The 25,485-nt window shown below is 63.7% G+C and carries 17 protein-coding genes; 16 read left to right on the top strand and 1 reads right to left on the bottom strand.

The window, feature by feature from the left end; translation table 11 throughout:
- The first annotated feature begins 28 nt into the window (after nt 1–28).
- The 15 genes from ABDW49_RS22270 (at nt 29) to ABDW49_RS22200 (ending at nt 21,743) form a co-directional block, all read left to right on the top strand.
- Nucleotides 29–784, top strand: coding sequence for an SDR family oxidoreductase (locus ABDW49_RS22270; protein WP_343615350.1), 756 nt, complete (start codon nt 29–31; stop codon nt 782–784).
- Between the two features lie 112 nt (nt 785–896).
- Nucleotides 897–1,592 (top strand): pirin family protein, encoded by a 696-nt coding sequence (locus ABDW49_RS22265; protein WP_343615349.1) that lies wholly within the window; start codon nt 897–899, stop codon nt 1,590–1,592.
- Between the two features lie 12 nt (nt 1,593–1,604).
- Nucleotides 1,605–2,612 carry a zinc-binding dehydrogenase gene (locus ABDW49_RS22260; protein WP_343615347.1) on the top strand — a complete coding sequence of 336 codons (1,008 nt, stop codon included), beginning with the start codon at nt 1,605–1,607 and terminating at the stop codon, nt 2,610–2,612.
- Nucleotides 2,613–2,635: 23 nt separating this feature from the next.
- Entirely contained in the window at nt 2,636–3,832 is a 1,197-nt protein-coding gene (locus ABDW49_RS22255; protein ID WP_343615345.1) for an MFS transporter, read from the top strand.
- Nucleotides 3,833–3,965: 133 nt separating this feature from the next.
- A complete protein-coding gene (locus ABDW49_RS22250; protein WP_343615344.1) occupies nt 3,966–5,048 on the top strand; it encodes a catalase family peroxidase in 1,083 nt (360 codons plus the stop codon).
- Nucleotides 5,045–5,611, top strand: a complete 567-nt coding sequence (locus ABDW49_RS22245; RefSeq protein ID WP_343615342.1) for a cytochrome b/b6 domain-containing protein — start codon at nt 5,045–5,047, stop codon at nt 5,609–5,611. Before ABDW49_RS22250 ends, ABDW49_RS22245 begins: the two co-directional genes overlap by 4 nt.
- 61 nt (nt 5,612–5,672) lie before the next feature.
- Nucleotides 5,673–7,574, top strand: coding sequence for a TraB/GumN family protein (locus tag ABDW49_RS22240; RefSeq protein ID WP_343615340.1), 1,902 nt, complete (start codon nt 5,673–5,675; stop codon nt 7,572–7,574).
- A gap of 336 nt (nt 7,575–7,910) precedes the next feature.
- Complete coding sequence (locus tag ABDW49_RS22235) at nt 7,911–8,678, top strand: type II CAAX endopeptidase family protein (protein WP_343615338.1); 768 nt, start codon at nt 7,911–7,913, stop codon at nt 8,676–8,678.
- A gap of 153 nt (nt 8,679–8,831) precedes the next feature.
- Nucleotides 8,832–11,627: a winged helix-turn-helix domain-containing protein gene (locus ABDW49_RS22230; protein WP_343615336.1), complete on the top strand. Its 2,796-nt coding sequence runs from the start codon at nt 8,832–8,834 to the stop codon at nt 11,625–11,627.
- A 258-nt stretch (nt 11,628–11,885) separates the two neighbouring features.
- On the top strand, nt 11,886–12,332 hold the full coding sequence (locus tag ABDW49_RS22225; protein ID WP_343615334.1) for a nuclear transport factor 2 family protein: 447 nt from the start codon (nt 11,886–11,888) through the stop codon (nt 12,330–12,332).
- Nucleotides 12,333–12,653: 321 nt separating this feature from the next.
- Nucleotides 12,654–13,268 (top strand): response regulator transcription factor, encoded by a 615-nt coding sequence (locus ABDW49_RS22220; protein WP_343617357.1) that lies wholly within the window; start codon nt 12,654–12,656, stop codon nt 13,266–13,268.
- A gap of 41 nt (nt 13,269–13,309) precedes the next feature.
- A complete protein-coding gene (locus ABDW49_RS22215) occupies nt 13,310–16,366 on the top strand; it encodes a two-component regulator propeller domain-containing protein (RefSeq protein WP_343615332.1) in 3,057 nt (1,018 codons plus the stop codon).
- A gap of 419 nt (nt 16,367–16,785) precedes the next feature.
- Complete coding sequence (locus tag ABDW49_RS22210) at nt 16,786–18,378, top strand: ATP-binding protein (protein ID WP_343615331.1); 1,593 nt, start codon at nt 16,786–16,788, stop codon at nt 18,376–18,378.
- A gap of 167 nt (nt 18,379–18,545) precedes the next feature.
- Nucleotides 18,546–20,831 carry a TonB-dependent receptor gene (locus tag ABDW49_RS22205; RefSeq protein ID WP_343615330.1) on the top strand — a complete coding sequence of 762 codons (2,286 nt, stop codon included), beginning with the start codon at nt 18,546–18,548 and terminating at the stop codon, nt 20,829–20,831.
- 759 nt (nt 20,832–21,590) lie between these two features.
- The gene (locus tag ABDW49_RS22200; RefSeq protein WP_343615328.1) at nt 21,591–21,743 is read left to right on the top strand and encodes a hypothetical protein; all 153 of its coding nucleotides are present in this window, start codon (nt 21,591–21,593) and stop codon (nt 21,741–21,743) included.
- A 75-nt stretch (nt 21,744–21,818) separates the two neighbouring features.
- Here ABDW49_RS22200 and ABDW49_RS22195 read toward each other — a convergent pair whose 3' ends face one another.
- Complete coding sequence (locus tag ABDW49_RS22195; RefSeq protein ID WP_343615327.1) at nt 21,819–23,984, bottom strand: TonB-dependent receptor; 2,166 nt, start codon at nt 23,982–23,984, stop codon at nt 21,819–21,821.
- 151 nt (nt 23,985–24,135) lie between these two features.
- Here ABDW49_RS22195 and ABDW49_RS22190 point away from each other — a divergent pair, with 151 nt between their 5' ends.
- Nucleotides 24,136–25,479 carry a helix-turn-helix domain-containing protein gene (locus tag ABDW49_RS22190; protein ID WP_343615325.1) on the top strand — a complete coding sequence of 448 codons (1,344 nt, stop codon included), beginning with the start codon at nt 24,136–24,138 and terminating at the stop codon, nt 25,477–25,479.
- Nucleotides 25,480–25,485: the final 6 nt, after the last annotated feature.

Raw genomic sequence — 25,485 nt, 5'->3', positions numbered from 1 at the left:
TCCCTCTATCCCCTCAAGGAGAAGTCTCATGTCCAATCGTCTCAGCGGCAAGGTTGCCGTCATCACCGGTGCCACTTCGGGCATCGGCCTCGCCACTGCCAAGATCTTCGTGGCGCAGGGCGCCAAGGTGTTCATCACCGGCCGCCGCCGCGATGTGCTCGACAAGGCGGTCGCCGAAATCGGTGGCGACGTCACCGGCATTCAGGCCGACAGCTCCAGCATGGCCGATCTCGACAGCCTCTATGAGCAGGTCAAGGCGCAGGCCGGGCGCATCGATGTGCTCTTCACCAATGCGGGCGGCGGCACCATGCTGCCCTTGGGTCAGATCACCGAGGAGCAGGTCGACGACACCTTCGACCGGAATGTGAAGGCCGTAGTCTTCACCGTGCAGAAGGCGTTGCCGCTGATGGGCCAGGGCGGCTCGATCATCCTGACCGGTTCGACGGCCGGCACCGAGGGCACCGCCGCCTTCAGCATCTATTCCGCCTCCAAGGCCGCCGTGCGCAATCTGGCGCGCAGTTGGGCGCTGGATCTCAAGGAGACCGGCATCCGTGTGAACGTCGTCAGCCCCGGCGCCACCCGCACCCCCGGTCTGGTCGAGCTGGCCGGTGACGATCCACAGGCGCAGCAGGGCCTGCTCGACTACCTCGCCTCGCGCATCCCGCTGGGCCGCGTGGGCGAGGCCGAGGAGATCGGCAAGGCCGTGCTGTTCCTCGCTTCGGACGATGCCAGCTTCGTGAACGGTGCCGAACTGTTCGCGGATGGCGGTCAGGCTCAGGTCTAAACGCAGCAAGACCTCATGATCCCGATAGCCTGACCCGACTGGGCGCCCGGTTCCCGTCCCCCCCAACCGCCAACCGGGCGCCCTCTTTTCCGAGATTTCGAAGGAAGTTCACATGATCGAGCATCGTCCCTTTGCCACGTTGGATGGTGGCGCTCATGGCTGGCTTCTGGCCCGCCACCATTTCGCCTTCGCGGGGGTCGGCAAGCCCGAACACGCCCCCATCGGCGCCTTGAAGGTGTGGAACGACGACAGCATCGCTCCGCACAGCGGCTTCCCCCTTCATCCACACAAGAACATCGAGATCGTCACCTTCGTGCGCGAAGGCGCGATCACCCACGAGGACAGCCTTGGCAACAAGGGCCGCACGGAAGCGGGCGACGTTCAGGTGATGAGTGCGGGCACCGGCATCCGCCACTCCGAATACAACGCCGAACCCTCCACCACCCGGCTGTTCCAGATATGGCTAGCCGCCCGCGCGCCCGGCGGCGCGCCGCGCTGGGCCAATCGCGCCTTTCCCCAGGCGGACCGGAGCGGGCGTTTCGTCACGCTCGCCAGTGGCACGTCGCGGGCCGATGCGCTCTCCATCAATGCCGAGGCCGACGTCCTGGGCGCGACGATGCACGCGGGCGAGATCATCACGCATGATCTGGCATTCCGTCCACAGGCCTATCTGGTTCCCACCACGGGCAAGATCCTCGTCAATGGCGTGGAACTGATGCCCCGCGATGGCGCCGCCATCCATCATGAAACCCAGCTCACCATCACCGCGATCGAGGACACCCAGGTCGTCCTTGTGACGCTGTATTGAAAGGCACATCCGATGCGCTCCGTTCTCTATCGCCGTCATGGCGACCCCGCCGAGGTCCTCGAAACCGTCGATGTCGAGGACCCCGCCCGCCCCGCTCCCGGCGAGGTGCTGGTCCGCGTTACGCAACGCCCTGTGCATTACGGCGATCTGCTGGGCATCGCCGGGCGCTATCGCAGCGGCGGCGATCTTTCCGTGCCTGAGGGCGGCAACCGGGTGGGCTTCGAGGGCTTCGGCCTGATCGAAGAGGCAGGTGAAGGCGTCGATCTGGCCCCCGGCACCCGCGTCGCCTTTTTCCCCGGCCGCGCGGCGTGGAGCGAGCATGCGCTGGTCTCCGCCGATTTCGTAACGGCGATCCCCGATACCATCAGCGATGAGATCGCCGCCCAGCTTCACGTCAATCCGCTGACCACCGCCCTGTTGCGCCGCGCCGTGATCCGCGCCGGGGTCCAGCCTGGCAACGATGTCGTGGTCCTCACGGCCGCCGGATCCGCCGTGGCCAAGCTGGTGATCGCGACGCTCGGACGCATGGGCATCGACGCCATCGGCGTGGTACGCAGCGACAGCGGCGCCGCCGAGCTTTCCGCCCTGGTCCCCGGCCTGCCGGTGATCTCCACGCAGAGCGAAGGCTGGCAGGAGCGACTGACCGCAGTGGCTGCAAACCGTCCCATCAAGGCCGTGCTGGACCCGGTGGGCGGTGATCTGGCCAGTCAGATGGTGACCTTGCTGGCCTCGGGCGGCTCGCTGATTTCCTATGGCGACCTCAGCGGTGAGCCCATTGCGGTGCCCGCCCTGTTCTTCTCTACCCGCAACATCACCATCTTCGGGGTCACCGTGGGTAGCTGGGCCTCCCTGCCCAAGGCACAGCGGATCGAGGATCTCGAACTCGCCCTGCAACTGGCGGCGGATCACCCCTCGCTGTTTCCCGTGGCGGCACGCTACGACCTGGCCGACGCGCGGCAGGCCGCCGCCCATGTCGAGCGTCCCGGCAAAGCCGGTGTGGTTCTGCTGACTTCGCCTTGAAACCTTCAGAAGGGCGCTTCACCATGGCGACTCCCCTCCCCCACACACATCCCAATCGTGGCTGGCTGGCGGTGATGGCGATCGCCATCGGCACCTTCGTCATGGTCACCAGCGAGTTTCTGCCGATCGGCCTGCTAGGGGCCATGGCGAAAGACCTGAGTGTCTCGACCGGGCACGCCGGGTTGATGGTCACCATCCCCGGCATGGTCGCGGCGCTGGCTGCTCCGGCGCTGATCCTCAGCGTCGGGCGGCTGGACCGGCGGTGGTTGCTGCTGGTGCTGACCGGCCTCATCGTCCTGGCCGATCTGACCGTGGCGTTCGCCACCGACCTTGGCACGGTTCTGCTGGGGCGTGTGATGCTCGGTCTCGCGCTGGGAGGATTCTGGGCCTTCTCCGCAGCGGTCGGGCGCAGGCTGGTCGAAGCGGACAAGGGGCACCGTGCGGTGGCGCTGATCCTGGGAGGGATCTCCGTCGGGACAGTCGCGGGCGTGCCGCTTGGAACCATGGTGGGCGAGATGGCCGGATGGCGCGAGGCCTTCTCCGCCGCCGCCGGGCTCGGCGTTCTGGTCCTGCTCGCGCAGGCCGTGCTCCTCCCCAAACTGCGCGGTGAAGGTTCGGCGTCCTTCGCCGATCTTCTGGCCTTGCTGGCGCTGCCCGCCGCCCGGACCGGCTATGCCGCCTCGGCGCTGATCGCGGCGGCGCATTTCGCGGCCTACACCTATTTCGAGCCGCTGCTCGCCACGGCGGGCTGGAAAGGTGGAGCGTCCCTCACCGCCCTGCTGGCCGCCTACGGCATCGCCGGCGTTCTGGGTACCTGGGCGGGCGAGCGGCTGGCTTCAACGCGGCTTCTGCCCGGTTTCATCGCTGTCGCTCTTACCGTGGCAGGCTCGATCGCACTGGTCGGGCTTGGCGCCCGCCATGACTGGGCTGTCGTGCTGGGCATGGTGAGCTGGGGCGCGGCCTTCGGTGCCCTGCCGGTCTGCGTGCAGATATGGATTCACCAGGCCGCGCCCGAGCGGTTCGAAAGCGGATCGGCGCTGATGGTGACCGTCTTCCAGCTGGCCGTGGCTGCCGGCGCACTGATCGGCGGGCAATGGGTCGACCATGTCGGGCTGGGTGCGGCTTTTGCCACCGGTACGGTGCTGGCTCTCGCCGCTGCGCTGGTCCTGATGGCTTTCGCCCTCTCTCGGCACCGCCGTCCAGCGATGGCCGCGCCATAGGCCATGGCATGGATCACCAACGCAACTTTCTGCCGCCCCGCAGCGAACCGATACATGACGAGCTGTTCCTGTCGCGACCATCGGGTCGAGTTGATCCCCAAGGTGCATGCGTGACGGACCGATTGGAGCCGATATGACACAAGCCACATCACAAAAAACCCTGCTGCCCCCCTTGCTCCCGATGGCGCTGATCGGCGCCATCGTGCTGGCCATCGCCGGCGCCTTCGCCTGGGCTGCCGGGCTGATCGGTCCGCATCGCCAGTCAGGAGGGGACATCGCCAATGCGCTGGAGAGCAATGCGGGCGGGCCCCATGCCGGTTATCGCCGCGCCCATGCCAAGGGCCTGTGCCTTGCGGGCAGCTTTACGGCCAATGGGGCGGGGTCGGCCCTGTCCTCCGCCAGCCTGTTCCAGCCAGGCACCTATCCCGTGATCGGGCGCTTCTCGCTGGCGGGGGGCAATCCGCTGGCGGGCGACGGTCGCAATGTCTTCCACGCCATCGGCCTGAGCCTGACCGCGCCCGACGGGCAGGAATGGCGCATGGCGATGGATCACACCCCGATCTTCCCGGTTGCCGATCCGCAGAGCTTTCAGGAGCTGCAGATCGCCAGCACGCCCGACCCGAAGACCGGCAAGCCCGATCCCACCAAAATGAAGCCCTATCTGGCCAAACATCCCGAAACCAAGGCCTTTCAGGATTACATCATGAAGGCCCCGCTGCCCGCCAGCTTCGCCACCGCGACCTATTACAGCATCAACGCCTTCCGCTTTACCGATGTTGCCGGCACCACGCGTTTCGTGCGCTGGCAGATCGTGCCTGAAAGCACCGGCCCCGATCTCGACAAGAGCAAGCTGGCCAGCCTGCCGCGCGACGCGCTGTTTCAGGAGATGGTGGCGCGCACGGCGAAAGGCCCATCGCGCTGGCATCTGCAACTGGTGGTCGCCAATCCGGGCGATGTGACAGACAAGGCCACGGTGCAATGGACCGGGGCGCACCGCGTGGTCGATGCCGGTGTGCTGACCGTCTCGGCGGTGAGGCCCGAGGAGAACGGGCAATGCCGCGATCTCAATTTCGATCCCACGATCCTGCCGCGCGGCATTGCGATTTCGGACGATCCGCTGCTGCCCGCGCGATCCAAGACCTATTCCACCAGCTTTACCCGCCGCGCGGGCGAGCACCCCGGCCCCAGCGCCATCGGTCAGGACATGCACAAATGAGTCGCCCTTCCCGCACCCATTTCGCCCCGCTGCTGCGCGTGATCCACTGGGCCATGGCCCTGCTGATCCTGGCCATGCTGTTTATCGGCGTGGCCATGGTGGCCACCACCGGCCCCGCCTATGTCCGCCTGCTGGCGCTGCATCGCCCGCTGGGCATCGGCATCCTGGCGCTGGCGCTGCTGCGGCTGGTGATCCGCCTCGCCACCGGAGCGCCGCCGCTGCCTGCCGATCTGCCCGCGCCGCAGCAGCTGGCCGCCAAGGGATCGCATGTGCTGCTCTATGCCGCGATGATCGGCATGCCGCTGATCGGCTGGGGGATGCTGTCGGCGGGCGGCTACCGTGTGGCGCTGAGCCCATCGCTGTCGCTGCCTGCGATCCTGCCGCATGATCTGATGCTCTACTGGCTGCTGCGTCAGGCGCATACGGTGATCGGCGTGGCCTTCTTCCTGCTGATCCTGCTGCATCTGGCCGCTGCGCTGATGCATGGCCTGATCCGCCGCGACGGCGTGCTGCAGAGCATGACCTTTGGCAAGACGGACCGGAAGGAAACCGATCGTCGTTGAACGGCGACGCCTTCGCCCAGACGGATGTCGCGGGAACGGAAAACAGGCTGCCTGGCAGCCCATGGATCGAGAAACGAAACCGGCAATGTCGTCATTCCTATATCGGCCCCGCGCCACACTTTCATCCGTAGCAGCTGGCATCCTGGTTCTTTACACCTGTGCCGAAGCACAGACGGTCGCAGATCCCGATCGGGAGTCGGCTGCCCTCGTCAGCCTTGAGAAGATCACCCGGCCCCTGGGTCATAAGATTGCACGATTTAAAGGGCCGATCTGTCTAAAGGTGGTCGCAGAAGACAAATCCTTTGCAGCCGCTGTTGAAGATCGCTTTGCAGAGGAAACGAGACGCCTGGGGCTCGGCGTCAATAGGGCGGTTTGTACGCCGAACGTCGAAATCGCCATATCATCCGATCATCAGCGCTTCCTGCAACGGTTTCTAGGCTTATATGGGCAGCTGACCGATGACGCTTTATCGAAACGCGCTCTTGCCTCGATCCGCGAGAACAAGATCATCGTCTGGTCGCTCGGGCCTACTTCGGAGTCGCCCCCTGCTAGCAGGCATTACGAATCCATTCGCATAGCGCACCACGAATTCCGGGATGTGGATGCCGCAGCAGGTGAAGCCAGCCTGATCGGACACTCTGGAAACTCAAATAGGCAGGCTGCCCTTCTGATCGTCGACAGCTCGATGATCGACGGACGCACCGCGTCACAGATCGCGGATTATGCCGCTATGCGGCTGCTTGGCCAGACGACAGACGCGCTGCCGGAGGTGCAATCCATTTTGCGCCTCTTCCGGCCCGAGCGGCCAGTTCCAGATGGATTTACCGCTTTCGACCGCGTTTATCTCGATCAGTTGTATGCCGGGCCCGCAGATCCTCCAGTGTCCGACTTCATCCGCAATGTCCATCCTGCGGCGCAGAAGGCCGCAGAACCGCTGATGCAGGCACGCCGGAATCCATCAAGGACCAACCGCGGCGATGACGAAGCCCTGGAGGCATCGCTCGAGGCAGCTGGTCCGGTGACCGCCGATACCGTTACCACATCGCTGGAACAGCATGAGCCTGACCAATCGCCACACTCGGCGACTGCGGATTGGGCCACTGATATCGTCGTGGTCGGGCGTAAGGAGGGGCCCGCCATGTGGCGGGTACGGAGGGGAAATTCGGCGATCACCATTCTCGGGACCGTCGCCCCCTTGCCCCAGAAGGTCGAGTGGCTGGATTGGCGCGTCAAGATGGCGATCAGGCGTTCACGGCTGATGCTCATCAACAGCGAACCCGAAGCAAACCTCATATGGATGCGCGACTGGTCCCCGATTGACGCCGCTTCGATGCATCAGCCGAAGAAGCGCACGATCGCCGACGATGTAGGTCCTGAAGTCGAGAGGCGCCTTGCCACGCTCGCGGTCGTGGCGGGCCAGAATGCCGAACGGTATAGCTCCCTTCGTCCGGGCGCCGCAGCACTTCTGCTCAATGCCGACTGGCGCGATCATACCGGCTATTCCAACACTTCGCTGAGTACCTCGCTGGCGGCCTATGCACTCAGGAACCACGTCTCGGTCGAGTTTATCCGTCAGATTTCGCTGCTCCCCACGCTGGACGAGTTCCCGGGAATGGCCACATCCAGCCAGATCAGCTGCCTGGTCCGCATCATGACCGGCATCGAGAACGAGCATGCCATGGTCGATCTCCAGGCGAGGGACTGGGCTGTCGGCGACATCGGAGACCTTCGCCGGCACTACATTTCGCCGGTAAATTGCGCTGCGGAGACGAGGCAGGACGATCATCGGCGCCAATCGGCCATCGCGACCTGGACAGGCTCGTTGCTCAAGGCACTGGATCGGAACGGATCGCGGACCTTCGCGATGATCGATCTGTCCAGCCTTCTGAGGCAGGACGGCGTTCTCATGCAGCTGCGTCAGGCCGGAGCGACGATCGATGTTCCTCCCGATGAGGCGGAATAGCCGTCCGCCCCATCGCCCACGGCAGGAACCGTTCCGACGGTCCTGACCTGTGGGTATCAAAACAACGGATAGGTCGCCTTCCATCCTCCATGGCTAATATGTGAATGGGAGCATTGGCCAATGAGGCGAGACAGCATGCGCGGTGAGTTGCTTGGTGCGATTTGGGGAAGGCAGAGCCGAATCGTCCTCGGAAGGAAGGGTCCGCTCCACCCTGGTCCTTGGGCCTCGCTGCGCGCCCTTATATGGATGGTCGCCCTATTGATCGTCACTGGAGCCATCCTGAGCCTCCAGTCGCTCGTCAAATTATGGTTTCCGAACTAGACCCTGACGGTCACGATGGCCTTCATCTGCACGTTCCTCTCCTACGGCGCCTATTTTGGGCTCGTCCGAAAGGTCGAGCGCCGCTGGCCATCTGAGCTCTCACTGCATGCCTTCTGGCAGGAGTATCTCGTCGGCTTTATCGCTGGCTGTCTCGTCATAGGCTTGACCATCGGGGTGCTTTGGCTGACGGGCCTTTATGAGATACGGCCTGCTCTATGGACCGATTGGGCCCACGATCTTCGCGAGACGGTAGGGACTGGCTTAATCGAAGAGCTTTTGGCACGGCTCATCGTCTTCCGACTGTTGTCGCAGGCCTTTGGATTGCCTGCCGGGCTCATTGTCTCAGCGGCGGCCTTCGGAGCTGCGCACATCTCGAACCCTCACTCATCCCCGCTTGCGGCAGTCGCCATCGCAATCGAGGCCGGACTGCTCTTTGCGGGCTTCTATATCCTGACCGGCAGGATCTGGATGTCGGCGGGCATCCACGCCGGCTGGAATTTGATGCTTGGCGGCATTTTCGGCGCCCCTGTGTCGGGAATGACTGGCGATGGCAGCCTTCTGACGAGCATGCCCAGACATGGAGCCAGCGACATCCTGACTGGCGGTGCCTTCGGGCCTGAGGCATCGTTGCCCGCGATGATCATCGGGCTCGCCGCCTTTGTCCTGGCGCTTCGCCTGCTGCCGAACGCCCAAGCCAAGCCGACCCGGCTTTTGCCTCATGGATCCAGATCGTCATGCCGACGGCCCATTAGGTCGGCGTCTGAATTATCGGACGCCCGCTAGGAGAGCGAATAGCTTCCCCAGTCTCGATGAAGGCCCCTATCCCTCGACTGGGGGATTGCGGCTGGGGCGTCCTGCACGCACGGTTACTCGCGATATCGATCGACCTGCCGCTTGGCATGCAGGCTCGACTGGCAGATGCACAGGGACCGCCACTTGGAACTCGTCTTTGGAGATTTCACGCTCGATACTGAGCGCAAGATGCTATGGCGCGGGACAAGCTATGTGCCCATCGGCCATCGTGCGTTTGCCATTCTGGCCGCGTTGCTCGAAAGCCCCGGACATCTCATCAGCAAGTCGGAGCTTTTCGAAAAGGCGTGGCCGGGGATCAGCGTGGATGCCGCCAATCTGAGGGTTCAGATCGGCAACATCCGCCGTGTCCTTGGCCAGGGCGGCAAGGATATCGTGACCGAGCAGTCGCTGGGCTACAGTTTCCAGGGCGAAGTCCGGGCAAATCGCATCTCCCCTGCGGCCCAGATCGCGCAGCGCTTCTTCGCACCCGACAATCTGGTGAGACCCGTCGGCCGGGAAGCCGAGCTTGCCATGCTGGATCAGGCGCTGAGCGCGCACCGTCTGGTCTCGATCGTCGGTCCCGGAGGCATCGGCAAGACGACCCTGGCGCTCGAACTGGCGCGGCGGCTCGACGGGCATTTCCTCGATGGCGTCTGTTTTGTCGATCTGGGCATGGCCTCGCGCCCCGAGGAGGTGATCGCAAGCGTTGCCGCAGCCTTGCAGCGCCCGGTGCAGGGCGAGGTGACCGCCGACATTCTGACCTGCCTGCGCACCCGTCGCCTGCTGCTGGTGCTCGACTGCTGCGAACGCGTGATCGAGGCCGCCGCCGATCTGGCGAGCAACATTCTCACCCATGCGCCGGGTGTCAGCATCGTGGCGACCAGCCGGGAGAGCCTGCGGCTGCCGGGAGAGTTCGTAACGCCTGTCAACGGGCTCGATCTGCCGCCCGCCGATGTCTCTGCGGACATGGCCTCTCGCTTTGGAGCCCTTGCCCTGTTCCTGCGAACGGCTGCCGCCACGGGGACGAAACTGACGCTGAACGCAGCCAATATGGCCATGATCGCCGACATCTGCCACCGTCTGGACGGCATCCCCCTCGCCATCGATCTGACCGCCAGCCTGACCGGAACCCTGGGCCTCGATGCTATTCGCGACGGGCTGGACGACTGCATCTCCTCGCTGGCATTGGGACGGCGCGGCGGCATTCCCCGCCATCGCACGCTGGAGGCGGCGATCGGCTGGAGCTATGATCTGCTCAGCGAGAGCGAGGCCCTCACCCTGCAGAGGCTGAGCGTCCTTGCCGACAGCTTCACGCTTGATGACGCATGTCAGGTCATCACCTACGGTCGGCTGGATACGCGGACGGCCCGTCTGGCGATCATCGCTCTTGCCCGCAAGTCCCTGCTTAACTGCCGCATCGATCATGAACCGGCAGTCTATCGCCTTCTGGAGACCACCCGCCATTTCGCGGCGGCACGGCTGCCCGGCATCCAGGACCATGACGAACTGGCTCTGAGCCATGCCGACTTCATCTTGAACAGGCTCAGGGTACTGGAGCCGACGATCCTGACCCTCGTCGGCGGCAAGGGCGCGGCGCCTCCGCTGGTCAAGGATCTTCGGCAGGCGCTCGGCTGGGCCTGGGAAAGCGGGCGGCCCGATCTGGCCATGGATCTGACGCTGGCGGGCGAGAGCCTGTGGCTCACGCAAGGTCTTTACCGGGAGCATGCAGCCTGGTCGCTTCGCGCGCATCGCGAAGGGCCCGACGATCCGGTTCGGCAGGCCGCCGCACTGACTGCCCTGGCCTATGGCGTCCTCTACGATGCGGCCGATGAGGCGGGGATCGACACCGTGACCCAGGCCCTGTCTCTGGCGCGTCAGGTCGGCGACGATTTTCTCGTGATGCGCAACCTGTTCCATGGGTGCTATTACCATCTGATCCGGCACCGGGGCTACGAGGCACTCGCCTTCGCGCGAGACTATCACACCATGGCTCTGGCCGCGCAGGATGACGCGCTCATCGCCTTCGCGCGCGTATGCGTGGCGATCGCGCAGGTGCAGACCGGCGAATGGGACGATGCCGCCGCCTGCTTCGAGGACATCCTGCAGAGCCCTCCACCCTCGTTTGCCGACTGGGTCGCGATCCCGCTGGGCATGGATGTCGTGTCGCTGGCCCTGTTCGAACTGGGCGGTCTGCTCTGGGTAAGGGGGATGGCGGGCCGCGGCGTCGCGCTGATCGATCAGGCGCTGGAACGCGCCGAGCGCATCGGTTCGCCGCAGAACCGGTTTCAGGCACTGGCCTTTGGCGGCTGCAGTTCGGCGGTCCTGAGCGGCGACGTCGACCGGCTGCGCTTCTATCTTCGCCTGCTGGAGGCTCATGCCCGCGAATTCGCGCTCTGGGCGGTCACGGCGCAGGCCTATCGCGGTTGCCTCGCCTGGTTCGAGGGTCGGTTCACGGAGGCTCGCGATCTGCTCGAAGCCTATTTCGCCACCGGCGTCCCTTCCGCCTCTCTCGATGTCACCTTCCTCACCATTCTGGCCGAAACCCGTCTCAAGCTTGGCGAAGTGGATGGCGCCGAAGGGGCGATCCTCGAGGCCTGGGACAGGCGCAGCAGCGAGGAGGACCCTTTCGTCGCCGCCCAGTTTCACCGCGTGCAGGCCGATCTCGTGCTGGCAAGGGAGGGATCGGACGACAGCGCGCGGGGGCGGGCGACAGACCTCTACCGTCGATCGATCACGATAGCGCGGACCAATCGCACGCTGGCCTTCGAAATCCCATCGGCGCTTGCCCTGGCCCGCCTCGAGCTTGACCGGGGGCGAACTGGCGATGCCCTGGACGGCCTGAACGCCACGCTTGCCGGCGTTACAGCCTCGGCGGATCTGCCCGCGCTGCTGGAATTGAGGGAGCTTGTCGGCGTGATCGAGGGCTTGCCTCACACCTGAAACGACAGCCTCTTGGCCAGCATCGCCACCGGGTGCGTCACTCTGCCGGAGGCTTTTAGCAAGGCTATTCGCTCGGATTTCATACCCGTGTATAGTGCCTTCATCTGGCCGGACAGGAATTTCATACCCACGATCAGGCGATCCGCGGATCTGAATCCGATAGGAAGACCCTGGCAGGCACAGAGGCACTCTGCGCAGCCTGGAGCATTCCAAGACCCGCTCCTCACCCTTCAAAATCTCCGACAAGAGGATGCAGTCATGCACGACAACGAACAGATCATCCGCTCGCTTTACGCCGCCGCCGAGGCGAAGGCGAAAGACACGGAATTTTTCGTCTCGCTCTTCGCCGAGGGTGGATATTTCTACGACGTCGGCGCCGGCATGAAGTATTACGGCGACGACCTCGGCAAGCCCGTCGATGCCTATGCAAGCGCCTTTCCGGATATGCACCGCGAACTCTACGAGTTGCATGTCATCGGCGATGTTGTCGTGGTCGAACTCTCGCTCAATGGAACACACGACGGCGCGCTTCCGCTGCCGGCAGGCACGATCCTGCCGACCGGCAAGGAAATCCATGCTCCGTGCTGCGATGTGTTTCACCTCAAGGACGGCAAGGTGACCTCGTTCCATTGCTATGTCGCCGTCCCCATCCTGCTGCAGCAACTGGGGGTCTTCGGTAACCTCGAGGCCGCCCTCACCCACTGAGGGGCCGATAGTCCCATCCGTCATCGAGCCCCCATTCTGAGGCGGCTCAATGGCGGATGGGCCATGCTTGTATCATGTGGCCATGGTCGCCTGGCTGCAGTGTCCGCACGACATGCCCAGATTACAGTGCAGTCGCTGCCCCTTCGCGGCCTGTCAGCCAGACTTCGCTCCGCAGCAACGACGAATTGTCCAGAGCCGGGAAGTCCCAATCCGATCCGAGGCTTGCCTTTCGGGCGGCCTGACGCCAAAATCCGCCGGGCTTGGAGGACAGCCCGCTCGCAAGGCCGGCGTCCAGCGTGAAATGATGCAGGCGTCGTGAAGATGATACGTGTCCTTATAGCCGACGATCACCTCATCATACGGGAAGGCGTCGCTGCGATCATCGAGGCCGAAGAGGACATGACCCTGGTCGGGGAGGCCGCCGATGGCCATGAGGCGGTGGAGCAATGGCGCAAGCTAAGGCCGGATGTCGTCCTTATGGACATTCAGATGCCGGGGCTCAATGGCGTGCAGGCGATCGCCACGATCATGGCCGAAGCGCCCGCTTCGAGAATTCTTGTGCTCACGACCTACCCTGGCGACAGTCAGGCATCCCGGGCGCTGGCATCCGGTGCCGCAGGATACATGCTGAAAAGCAGCCTTCGCCAGGCCATGCTGGAGGCCATTCGGGCCGTTGCCGGCGGATCGACATACATCGATCCTGACGTGGCTCAGGATCTGGCTTCTCACAAGATGGATCGGCCCCTTGCCGGGCGGGAAACCACAGTCCTGTCGCTGGTTGCGCTGGGGCGGTCCAACAAGCATATCGCCGGAGATCTGGGCATCTCCGAAGAGACGGTCAAGGCTCATCTGAAGAGCGTCTTCCTCAAGCTCGGGGTTGCGGACCGCACCCATGCTGTCACACAGGCGATCAAGCGGGGGATTCTTCCAATCTGATATGCTCCCCCATCACGTGAAGATCGGCTAGAGCGAAGTCCATGGTCCGGCAGAAAAAGGCATTGCACAGGAAGGTCAGAATGTCGCTCCGGGCGGTTGGCGTCTGTCTCGCGCTTGGGCTCATGCCTGTGCTGGCGGTGTCCAAAGGCCAGGACCATCCTCTACCCTGGCAGCGGCATTTCTCCGGCAGTGGGGAAGGCGCGCCAAACGCCATCCGGGCAATCGCCCAGACGCCGGATGGAACCATCTGGCTTGGCACCACCAACGGCCTCTACCGCTACGATGGCGTTCGCTTCGAGCGCATGCCTCCCTCAAGCCCCAAGCCTCTCCAATCGGATTGCATTTACGCGCTTCTGGTGACCCCCGATGGTAATCTCTGGATCGGGCATGAATGGGGCGGGATTTCGGTCTACCGAAATGGGCAGCAGACGCCGATCGACAACCCTGACCTCCACACCGTTTTCTACATGCGCGGGGGCCCACAAGGTGCTGGTTGGGCCATCACCGGCAATGGCCGCGACCTGATCATCGCCCGTCTGATGGCGGGGCAATGGAAGACATGGGTGAGGCAACCGTTCACGAGCTGGGTGAACGACGCGACCTCCGGGAAGGACGGCTTCCTGTGGTTGCTTTTCCACGACCGCCTGTTCGTGATCTCGCCTTTTCGGCAGGAGATGCAGGAGGTCGCGCCTCGCAGCTTCGCCGATGCCAGCCTTGCCGTGGACGGACGGGGAATGGCATGGCTGATAACGCGGGACGCGATGCATCGGTTGCTGCCGCCCTCTGCACAAGCGCCTGCCCATCTTGGTCCTGCATTGCATCGCCCGGCAGTGAAAGAAGGCGGTCGTGTCGTTTTCGACGGCCCCGACACTTTCTGGTCGGTAGAGGACGACAACCAGGTCAGGCGTTACGGCCTGCAGGACGGTAAAGCCGTCACGCGACTGGGTACGCTATGGAAAAGCCCATATCGCCTGCCCATTCTTGGCGAGAACCTCCACGATCAGGCCTCGCTGGTCGATCGGGAAGGCAACCTCTGGCTGGGGACGAACAAGGGTCTGGAACGCTTCAGTCCGTCTACCTTCCGGCCGGTGATGGTGGAGGACCCGGCCCAGGGGCATGAGGTTTCGCCCCCCTATGCGATCCGCGACGGCGCGGGAGCCGTATGGGTGAGGCAAGGCCACGATCTGTTCAGGACGGGGCCGGACGGCCAGTTGCTGAAGCAACCCATCGTTCTGCCCGATCAATTCGCCCCCTGCCCCGGAGCGCACGGTTCCCTGTGGGTCGCGCGTGGTGGTGACAGGCTGGAGTTGCTTGGTGGCCGCCGTGGCCAGCGCGTCTCGATGGCGGGCACCCAGAACCTTGGAAAACTCACCTTTGGCGGCCATTGCGTCGAGGATGAGCACGGCCACATATGGGTGGGCGACCAGCAGGGGCTCGTAAGACTTGGCGCTTCGGGCCCGGAGATTGTGCCGCTCGGAGAAGACAGCGGCTACAATGTCCTCAATGTACTTCCCGACGGACAGGGGCGGATGCTGGCCTATGTTGGCCATCGCAGCCTGTGGCGAACAGACGGCATCCATACCGAGCAGTTGTGGAAGCAGCAGGACATGACGCTCGGCATGATCGAGGTCATGTATCAGGCGCCACATTATCTGCTACTGGGCGGCGACCGTGGGCTGGTTCAGTATGACGGCAAAACATTCCATACACTGTCAAGGGATCACTTCCCCTCGCTGAGCATCACCACCGGCATCGTTCAGACGCCTCAAGGCGACACCTGGCTCCAGACCGACAGGGGCGTGGTGCGCTATCGCACCAGGGATCTTGAAAGAGCCTTCATCGATCACGGCTTCCATCCCGAGGAGGAGGTGTTCGGACTGTCGGATGGCCTGCCCGGCCCCCCGAGCTTTCTCAACATGTCGAACATCACCACCGATCGCGAGGGGCGGGTCTGGATCACCACCAACGGCGGGATCGCCATCTATGATCCTCGCGACAGGCGGGTGAGCCGCGCGGCCCCCCCTGTCCAGATCACCGGGTTCCAGACGACGGGTCACCGATATGGGCCACAGTCCCGGCTCGAGCTGCCAGCCGGAACGACACGTCTGCAGATCGATTTCACCGCGCTCAGCTTCGTCGATCCCGCACGCATGCGGTTCCGCTTCAAACTGTCCGGCGTCGATCAGGACTGGATCGAAGGAGGAAACACCCGCTCGGCCAGCTACACCGGCCTTGGTCCGGGCATCTATCATTTCGAGGTCATCGCCGCCAACAAGGGCGGAGCCTGGAGCGGCAAGGGAGCCGCCGTCGACATCGTCGTCCAGGCCTATTTCTACCAGACGATGTGGTTTCGAGCAGCATGCATCGCGCTGACGGCAGCCGTTGCCTGGCTGCTCTATCGGTGGCGGCTGGGAGAGGTCGCTCGCTACCTGCGCAATCAGGCGGCCGAACGGGCCAGCGAGCGCGAGAGGATCGCCCGCGATGTGCACGATACCCTCCTCCAGAGCATTCAGGGTCTCGTTCTCAACTTTCAGTCCGTCGCGAACCGCCTGCATGAGGGCGATCCCATCCGGGCGCTTCTGGACAAGACGCTGGACCGAGCCGACAGGCTGATCGCCGAGGGCAAGAGCCGGATACTCGGGTTGCGGACATCGGACGAGGAACCCGACCTCGCGGTCGATATGGCGCGCCTTCTGGACGAGGCGGCCTTCACCGCCGAAACCCGCCGCATCTTCGACCAGGAAGGCGACCCGAGGGCCATTCAGGCGTCGGCAGCCCGAGAGGCTCGTGAAATCGTCGGCGAAGCGCTGTTCAACGCCGCCCGCCATGCGCGGGCTAGCCGTGTTACGCTCACCATCGCGTTCCAGCCGAGGTTTCTGGACATTACAGTGGCCGACGACGGCATCGGCATTCAGGGAGAAAGGACTGGTCCGGGACTTGGGTTGACCGGGATGAACGAGAGAGCCGCATCGATCGGGGCCGAGCTCGCGATACGTCCCGGCGCGTCTGGAGGCACGACCGTCTGGTTGAGAATTCCAGCGCGTCGAGCCTATGTCCGTCATCCGTTCTTCAGGATCTTTTCGGCCCCGCTTTCGTAAGGCTGGGTGTCGGCGGTCGATCCGGGTGATCGGGAGCCTGTCACCCCATCGTTCGGCAGGAAGAGGGCCGCCCCCACCGCAGGACGAAGCGATATCCCGAAGGGCGCGGTGGAAGGTTCCCCGCTTGGGGACCCGCGAGGCGTAAAGAGGCGTAAAGCCATCCTTTACAGGCCGATACCCTCGTTGTTCAGTTCCGTACACTCCGCTTATAGCCCCGACATGGTCATGGGAATGCAGCGTGACGGTAACAGCGAAGCGCTGCTGGCTGGAGCGGAGAATCCGTGCAGCTTTATAGATAGGGACGCGAAGATTATGGGCTCTGGCGCTCAAGCAGCCACTGAAGGACGCGGCCAGACGGGCCTTCGACGATCGTTCGATATCGATGCAGGCGCCGCAGCTCGCCGGCATGCATTCGTCCGTTGACCTACCCGATCAAAGAAATGTCCTTACCCCCGATCGATCTCCTGCGCCTGCTTGGCGAAGCGCTCGGCGCCGATAGCGTCGGCTATGCATTGGCCGACCTCAGTGCCGAGACGATAGCGATCGAAGCTGTCTGGCAGGCTTCTGACGATCAGGCTCTCCCTGAACTCGCTTTCGGCAATTTTGAATTCACTGCCTCCGGTCCGGTCCCGGGATCTGGGCTGATATCCACCAGGGAATTGCAAGGCCGGCTCGACATCCGGGTCCTGGAACAGGGCAAGACTCTCGGTTTCCTTTTCGTCCATGCCGATGGTCGGCAAGACTGGACGGACTCGCAGATGGCAGTGGCAAAATTCGCGGCAGCCCAGCTTCGCGGAACGGTTGCCCTTGCACGGATCGACGCTCTCCGCCGCAAGACAGGGACGCTCCCGGTCAACGCTGCAGAGGCGATGCCGGCGCACTCCTTCAAACCAGCCCGCGGCGACCACGACTCCGAGGCCGAGTTTACCGCCCGCAAGCGGGAACGTGATCTCCTGTGGAAGACCTCCAGCGACCTCTTCGCGATCGCGGACACGAATTATGTGCCGATCGACCTCAATCCGGCATGGACCCATATGCTGGGCTGGACCCAGCGGGATATGCATTCGAGACATCCGATCGAGATCTGCCATGTCGATGACCGCGCCCTGAGCATCGCCGCGCTCGACAGGCTCGTGAAGGACGGCGATCGCATCACCGTCGAGAACCGTCTCATCAGGAAAGACGGCGGCCTCGTCTGGCTGCAGTGGGACATTTCCCGCTTCGACGACAAGGTCTATGCCACAGGGCGCAACATCACGGCGCTGCGCGAACTCATCAAGGCCCAGAACGATCTGGCCCATGCCAGCCGCATCGCCACGCTGGGCGAGATGGCGGCGTCCATCGCACATGAGGTCAACCAGCCGCTCACCGCGATCTGCACCAATGGCAAAGGCGCCCGGCGGTGGTTGAAGCGTGTGGAACCGGATTTGGGCGAGGTCAGCGATGCTCTGGAGCGCATGGTGTCCGAAGCCAATCGCGCTTCCCAGATCATCTCGCGAATCCGGTCGCTCGCCTTGCGCAAGGAACCTGATCGAGCGCCCTGCGAGACAGCCGCGCTCGTGGTGGATTCGGTGGAACTCGTCAGGCCTCAGTTGCGCACACTCCAGACGTCGATCGACTTTGTCCATTCCGGCGAGCCCGGCAAGATCGTCGCCGACCGCGTGCAGTTGCAGCAGGTCATCATCGTCCTCCTGCTCAATGCGGCCCAGGCCATGGCGAATGCGGAATCCCCGGTCCGTCAGGTCACCCTGCGCGTGGACGAGCAGGCGGATAAAATTCTCTTCACCATCGCCGATACCGGCCCCGGCATCGACCCGACCCTGGCTTCGACGATCTTCGATGCCTTCTTCACGACGAAGACGGATGGGATGGGCATGGGCCTGTCCATCGCCCGATCCATCGTGGAAGCCCATGGCGGGGTGCTCACGCTCGATACCACCAGAACATCGGGTGCGAGTTTCTCCTTCTCGATTCCCCGCAACACGCCGGCAGCGGTCGATCCGAAAGCATGATCTGAACCCCGGCGCGCGCCGCTCGCAAGCAACTGTCCTGCGGCGGCCTGACTGCCATGCTCTGCCATGAAGGTGGCAGAGCGGGCTGTATCTGGTCGCTTAGGCGGGCCTCAGAATACCTAGCCGGCTGGCATGACCAGCTCGGCATCCTTCACGACAGGTGACAGATGAAAGCCGCATGTTTCCTGGTCATACCGGCCACGCTCCTGTGTTCGGCGGAAAGCCGGGCGCAGTCGGCCTCCGGCCAGGCCGACGACATCGTCGTCACCGCGCAGAAGCGGGAACAGGCCGCCCAGGACGTCGGCGCTTCCGTCGCGAGCCTTTCCGGCCAGTCGGCGCGGGAACGCGGCATCGCTTCGATCGAGGACCTCGAACGCGTCGTTCCGGGACTGACCTTCGCCCGGACGACCGCCGGCCCGCCGGTCCTCACCCTTCGCGGGGTAGGCTTCTACGACTCCACCTTGTCGGCCTCTCCGGCGGTCAGCGTCTATCTCGACGAGAGCCCGCTCGCGCTGCCGAGCTATCTGCAGGTCGGCGTCATCGACATCCAGCGGGTGGAGGTGCTCGAGGGACCGCAGGGAACGCTTTACGGGCAGAACTCCACCGGCGGCGCCATCAACTACATCGCGGCCAAGCCCACCAGCCGGTTGCAGGAAGGTGGCACCTTGAGCTTCGGCCGGTTCGACACCCTCGAAGCCGAGGGTTATGTCAGCGGGCCATTGAGCCCCACCCTGAAAGCGCGCCTCGCGCTCAAGACGGTTCAGGGCGGAGACTGGCAACGCAGCTACACAAGGTCCGACACCAACGGTGCCACCCACCAGGGCGCGGCGCGGGCGATCGTCGAGTGGGAGCCATCGCCGGGCGTCAGGATGAGCCTGAACGTCAACGGCTGGATCGACCGTTCCGACACCCAGGCGGTCCAGCTCATCAAGGTGGCCTGCGCCAACGCGCCGACATGCGTGAACGCGCTGCAGACCTATCCGACGGCACCCGCCAATGCGCGCGCGGCCGACTGGACGCCCTTCTATCCCGGCGCCCATGACATGTTCTTCCAGACGACGTTACGCAGCGACATCGTGCTGACCCCCACCGTGACCCTGACGACCATCAGCGGCTATCAGCGGTTTTATCAGGACAAGCACCTCGACGAGGACGGCACGGCGCTCCAGGCTCTCGATTTTCGTCAGTTGGGTCAGGTAGGATCGTTCAATCAGGAAGCTCGTCTGGCAGGCGAGACCGGCCGGTGGCGCTGGCTGGCAGGAGGCTATGCGGCTTGGCAGAAATCCGATGAGAGCTTCGCTGGCGACGTGGTGTCGGGTTCGCTTGCCGAGCCGCTGCCCGGCGCCTTCACGCGCTTCACCACCGTCGGCGGCGCGTTCGAGTTCCACAAGCGCGATCTAGCCGCATTCGGGAACGTGGAGTATCGTGCAGGAGAGCGTCTGACGCTAATCGGCGGGCTTCGCTACACCAACACTCTCCAGCGCTTCTACGGCTGCCAGCAGAGCGGCAGCGATCCTACGCTGGGCGAGACCCTCGCCTATCTCAGCGCCGCGGCGCGCGGCGCTCTGCCAACGGTCGACCCCGTCCCGCAAAGCGGCTGCATCCAGATCGACGCGGCGACGCTGCAGCAGGCGGCAACCCGTGACCGCCTGGCGGAGGGCAACGTCTCCTGGCGGGGCAACGTGAACTACAAGACGGATGGAGGCTCGCTTCTCTATGCGAGCCTCGCCAAGGGCTTCAAGTCCGGCAGCTTTCCCTCGCTCAGCGTGAGCAGCTCGCTGCAGTTCGCGCCTGTCAGCCAGGAATCGCTGCTGGCCTACGAGGTCGGCGTCAAGGCACCGATCTGGGGCGGGATCGTCCGGATCGAGGCGGCGGGCTTCTACTACGACTACCGCAACAAGCAGGTCCGGGGCCGGGTCGCCGATCCGGTGTTCGGTGCGGTCGAAGCCCTGGTCAACATCCCGAAGTCGCGCGTTTTCGGCTTCCAGGGCTCGCTTCGGGCGCGGCCTGCGCGAGGACTCGACCTCGGCGTGTCCGCCGTGGCCGTCGAAAGCAAGGTCCAGCGCTTTACAGGCTATGACCAGAACGGCGTGCTGACGGATTTCGCAGGATCCCCCTTCCCCTATTCGCCCCGCTTCCAGATGATCGCGGATGCGACCTACGAATGGTCGGTCGGGGCTGACCTTCGCAGTTTCTTGGGCGTCGATCTGACGCATCACAGCGCGACCAGCGCCAGCCTGGGCAACGATCCCGAACTGCGCCTGCGCGCCTACTCCACGCTCGATCTGCGTGCAGGACTGCGGGCGAGCGACGACAGCTGGTCGGTGATCGCATGGGGGCGCAACGTCACCAATGCCTACGACTGGAACAACATGTACCGGTTCACCGACACGCTGGTCCGGATCGCGGCACGCCCGATGACCTACGGCCTGACCCTGACCTTAAGGCGCTAGGAAGGGGATCGAAGACGGTCACCGTCTTCCCCTTGCAGGCAGTGCTGGCCCCATTTGTTTCAGCCCTGTCCAATTTTCGTGATGGGCAACGCCCGCTCATCGTTGCGAGTAAATTGGTCTATGTCCTCATGCTGAATTGCTGAGCGTTTCATATCACACTAGCCAGATCCCGCTACCTGCCGATAACTTCATCTGCATTGGTTTGCTCAAGACCCCATGGCACCTGAACCTGCTCATGTCGCGTGCAACTGCCTTCACTGAACCAATGGCGGCTATTCCAGATCCAGCGCAGTTACCTGACTTTCCGGATACCACGACCTACCGGACATTCCAGCACCATCCAGCCAGGTAGTGCCCCTGCCCTCTCCCGCTGAAACCCGACATACAGGGCTTAAGACGGAGCCATCACAAGCCGCCCTACGTTAATGGGGATGAGCAGATGCCGCGGATCTGGGCGTAGGGCTCTTGAAACGGATCGAGGTCAAACCGGTCTCTTATGGGTATCCCGTTCAAGCGCCGCAGGTCTCTCGCACTATAAGTTCGTGGTAAGCATTTCCGTCATGGCTTGACCACCATCCATCGTTCCCAACAGCTTGGAAACCAGAAGACGGCCAGCCTGCGCAGGATCTTGCCGGATGGCCGTCAGAGCTGGCTGCATGTGCAGCACGCCTCGAATTCGGCGTCAGAACATAGACAGGAAGCTCGGGAGGCTCTCTGGCGATCCACGGGCGCCTGTCGGCTTGATATCCACAACCTCATGTGAACCTCGGACTCGATTTGCAGGGCGGATCTTATCTTCTTCTCGAACTCAACCGTGCTGCTCTGTTGAACGAGAGACTTGAAAGTGTCCGCAAACAAGGCGCAACACATCGCCGCCTCGATAATGGGGGCAACGGTGTTCGCGGGCGATGACAGGCCTGTCAAAATCGCTCGAAACAGCCTCGATCAGGGTGTTTGCGAGCCTGACCGAGACCTTCCCGCGATCATTCAAAAGGTCTTTGCAAGCGTGAAGCGGGCAGAGCGTGGCTCCAGCGGATGGGTCTGGAAGCCGGTGATGCCCTCCGCCGGTTCGCCCGGCAGACGGCTGGTGTAGTAATAATCCGAGGCCGCATCCTTGCTGTTGAACAGGTTGAAGACGCCCACCGTCAGCTTCCAGCCATGGGGTGCGGCATAGGACACATCCATGTTCCACTCGCTGTAGCCGCCGTCCTGCGGATATTTCGTGCCATCATTGAGCGAATGCGTGCCCAGCCGCCGCCATTGCAACCCACCAGAAATCGGCCCCAGCCCGTTGATCAGCACGCCCGCCGAATAGATGAAATTGGGCGCATCGGCGATATAAGGCTGCTCCAGCCCATAAGCGGCCAGATCATTGGTGTGATAGCGCGGCTTGGAAAAGGCAAGATCCGCGTTCAACTCCAGCCATTTGAAGGGATGGTACTGCCCGCCCACCTCGATGCCCTGACGGCGGCTGGGGGCGCCGGCCTCATCCTGCCCGGTGTCGGCATTGTAGCTGAGTTCCGAACCGAAATCCTGCTGGAACACCGCCAGTTGCAACTGCAGCCTGGGGATCAGATTGCTCCTCATCCCCAGTTCGAAACCGGTGGTCGAGGCGAGCAGCGGCGTGGCCACACCGCTGGCCTGAATACCTTCAGCCGCCACCGTGCCGAACACGCCGCGCGCATCATTGGAATGGAAACCCCGGCCATAGCTGGCGTAGATTTCGGTTTTGGCGAAAGGCCCAACAATCAGATTGACCTTGGGCTGGGCCAGCCATTGCTGCCCGGCATAGTGATTGCCGTCCATGTCGCTGCGGTCGGTGGCGTGGTAATATTCCTCGCGCAGGCCGACGACCGCGCGCAGCCAGGGCGTGAAGCGCACGGTCTCCTGCACATAGGGCGCCAGATCGAGCAGCCGCACATGGTCGGCGGTGCAATTGCCGTTCACCGCACTGAAGGTGGTGGTGTTGCCGTCATCATCCTGAGCATTGCAGTAAGGCAGAATGGTGTTGCGGCTGAGCGTATGCTTGCGATCGACAAAGGCGCCGTCGTAGCGCGCCTGAAGCCCCACCACCGTCTCGAAGCTGATCCCGCCCAGATCCTTGCGGAAGCTGTAGCTGGCCGCGCCGCCCAGGGTGGTGCGGCGCTCATCCTGCTCCTCCTGATCGCCATTGACCGGATCGAGCAGATAATGGGTGAAATTGTTCCACAGCGTCATCGTGCTGTGAATGGCATAGAGGCTGACCGAAAGCTGCCCGCCGCCAAGGCTCTTGTCGAGATGGCCCGAGAGGCTGAACCGCTCCGACAGGCTGTGATCGCTGGGGTCCAGCGTGCCGAAACGGCTGATCGTGCCATTCTCGATGGCGCGTTCGGGCTGGTCGGTGATCAGGCGCCCGCGGCTCTTGTAATAGAGGCCGGTCAGGCTGAAACCGTCCGTGGCGCTGCCTTGCGAATAGCGCAGTGCGGCATTCACCTTCTGGAAGTTCTGCTTGGGCTGCCAGGGGCCGTCATAATGGCCCAGACCGACCGCCGCCAGCAGCTTGCCGCCATGTTTGAAATGGATGGTGCCGCCGCCAAACAGCTCCTGATAGCCATCGGTGCCCACGGTCACCGCCACCTGAGCGGGCAGATCGTTGAGCAGGCTGGTATGCGCCGAAGCCACCGAGCCGAAATCGCCGATGCCCGGCGTATAGGGCCCCTTGGTGTAATCGACCCCGGCCACGATCTGAGGCATCAGGAAATTGAGGTCGGAATAGCCCTGACCATGGGCATTGGTCGGCCTGTTGACCGGCATGTCATCGACAAAGCTGGCGAAATCGGTGCCATGGTCGAGGTTGTAGCCACGGATCAGATATTGCTGCGCCTTGCCCTCGCCCGAATGGATGGTGACGACCAGCCCCGGCACCGCCTCGAACAATTGCCCGGCGCGATAGATCGGGCGCAACTCCACCTCGGCGCGGGTGATCGAACCCTGACTGGCCGTCAGCGCCTTGCCCAGCATATCCCCGCGTGACGCGGTGACCACAATGGTGGAGGCAGCGGACTGGTCGGCGGCGTCCGGTTCATCTGCCGCGCAGGCGGGGGTGGCGATCGCTCCGGCAGCGAGGGCAGTCGATATAAAAAACCTTCTTGCTGCCACCTTCGAAACGAACACGCCTATCTCCCTGCGCTCTTCTTCCTGATCCTGCTTCGCTCTTGCCAAAATCTCCCCGCGCACACCCAGTTCTTTACGGTTGAGAGGACGTTACAGATAATGTTACAGTGCAAGAAACACCGGTGTCCCGCCGGCATGACCCGGCCCAGACATGACGATCGAACCCACCCCATCCCCTGCCACCCATGACAGTCTCGACGGCCAGGTCGCTCTGGTGCTCGCTGCCGAGGGGCTGGGGCGATCGCATGTGATGGAGCAATTGCTGCGCTTTCTGTTGGCCCGCGCCCAGACCGGACGCGCACCCAAGGAAATCGAGATCGCCGAGGCCGTCTTCGCCCGCCCGGCTGGTGAAGGCGATGCCGATTCCTCGGTGCGGGTCTATGTCCATCGCCTGCGCCGCAAGCTGGACGAGTTCTATGCCGGGCCGGGCAAGGACCAGCCCATGCGCCTGATCCTGCCGAAGGGCGGCTATCTGCTGGCGCTGGAACCGCTGGCCATGCCGGAAGCTGAACCAGAGGAACCCGAACCGGAGCCGGTCATCGAGCCGCCCCTGCCCCCCGCCACGCCGCGTCGCAGGGTGTGGTGGCTGGCGGCTGCCCTGCTCGCCCCGCTCCTGACCCTTGCGCTGGGCTGGCAGATCGGCCGGTGGCAGGATGATCCGGGCCATCTGGGGGGCATCCAGCACTCCGCCCTGTGGCAGCCGCTGTTTGCGCACAGCCGCCGGGCCGCCATCGTGGTGGGGGACTACTACATTTTCGGCGAAAACGGGCCGGATGGCGAGGTCGCCCGGCTGAGGCGCGAGTTCGATGTCAATTCCCCGCGCGATCTCGACACATTCAAGGCGATGGATGAGGCCCACCGCCGCGATTATATCGATCTCGGCCTCAGCTATCTGCCGCTGGGGGTGGGCACGGCGATCCGCTCGGTGGCGCCGCTGCTCCGCTTTGGCCCGAATGGCATGGGGGCGGTCGCGGTGGTGCCGACATCGCGGATGGATGTCACCCTGCTCAAGAACAATGGCATTGTTTATGTGGGCTATCTCAGTGGCCTGGGCAGCCTGCGCGAGGCGGTGTTCGACCATTCGCGCTTTGCCGTGGGCAGCAGCTATGACGAAATCATCGACCAGCGCAGCGGCCACCATTTCATGGCCACCAGCCATCTCAACAACAGCGATGCCGAGGGCGAGGATTATGCGCTGATCAGCTCCTTTGCCGGGGTCGATGGCAATCGTATCATCGTCATCGCGGGCACGCGCGACGCCGCCCTGATGCAGGCGGCGGACTATGTCACCCGCCCTGAAACGCTGGCCATTCTGGAGGCGCGGATCGGCAAGGCACAGGCCTTCGAGGCGCTGCTGGGCATCCATGCCATGCACAACATCGGCCTTGAGGCGCGACTGATCGAGGCCTCGCCCCGAAGCGATCCGACCTGGCAGAAGAACGACAGCGAGCATTTCCCCGATCAGTTGGGCAACACCGCCGCCAGCGCGCTTTAAGCCCTG

The sequence above is a fragment of the Novosphingobium sp. genome (assembly GCF_039595395.1).
Taxonomy (GTDB): Bacteria; Pseudomonadota; Alphaproteobacteria; order Sphingomonadales; family Sphingomonadaceae; genus Novosphingobium.
Note: the sequence above shows the minus strand (reverse complement) of the source record. Positions and strands in the feature narration are given on the sequence as shown.

Bases quoted from the DNA above. Each gene is read 5' to 3' on its own strand.
- ABDW49_RS22270 (WP_343615350.1), top strand. From the start codon at position 29: ATGTCCAATCGTCTCAGCGGCAAGGTTGCCGTCATCACCGGTGCCACT.
- ABDW49_RS22265 (WP_343615349.1), top strand. From the start codon at position 897: ATGATCGAGCATCGTCCCTTTGCCACGTTGGATGGTGGCGCTCATGGC.
- ABDW49_RS22255 (WP_343615345.1), top strand. From the start codon at position 2,636: ATGGCGACTCCCCTCCCCCACACACATCCCAATCGTGGCTGGCTGGCG.
- ABDW49_RS22245 (WP_343615342.1), top strand. From the start codon at position 5,045: ATGAGTCGCCCTTCCCGCACCCATTTCGCCCCGCTGCTGCGCGTGATC.
- ABDW49_RS22225 (WP_343615334.1), top strand. From the start codon at position 11,886: ATGCACGACAACGAACAGATCATCCGCTCGCTTTACGCCGCCGCCGAG.
- ABDW49_RS22250 (WP_343615344.1), top strand. From the start codon at position 3,966: ATGACACAAGCCACATCACAAAAAACCCTGCTGCCCCCCTTGCTCCCG.
- ABDW49_RS22220 (WP_343617357.1), top strand. From the start codon at position 12,654: ATGATACGTGTCCTTATAGCCGACGATCACCTCATCATACGGGAAGGC.
- ABDW49_RS22240 (WP_343615340.1), top strand. From the start codon at position 5,673: ATGGATCGAGAAACGAAACCGGCAATGTCGTCATTCCTATATCGGCCC.
- ABDW49_RS22235 (WP_343615338.1), top strand. From the start codon at position 7,911: ATGGCCTTCATCTGCACGTTCCTCTCCTACGGCGCCTATTTTGGGCTC.
- ABDW49_RS22190 (WP_343615325.1), top strand. From the start codon at position 24,136: ATGACGATCGAACCCACCCCATCCCCTGCCACCCATGACAGTCTCGAC.
- ABDW49_RS22215 (WP_343615332.1), top strand. From the start codon at position 13,310: ATGGTCCGGCAGAAAAAGGCATTGCACAGGAAGGTCAGAATGTCGCTC.
- ABDW49_RS22205 (WP_343615330.1), top strand. From the start codon at position 18,546: ATGAAAGCCGCATGTTTCCTGGTCATACCGGCCACGCTCCTGTGTTCG.
- ABDW49_RS22260 (WP_343615347.1), top strand. From the start codon at position 1,605: ATGCGCTCCGTTCTCTATCGCCGTCATGGCGACCCCGCCGAGGTCCTC.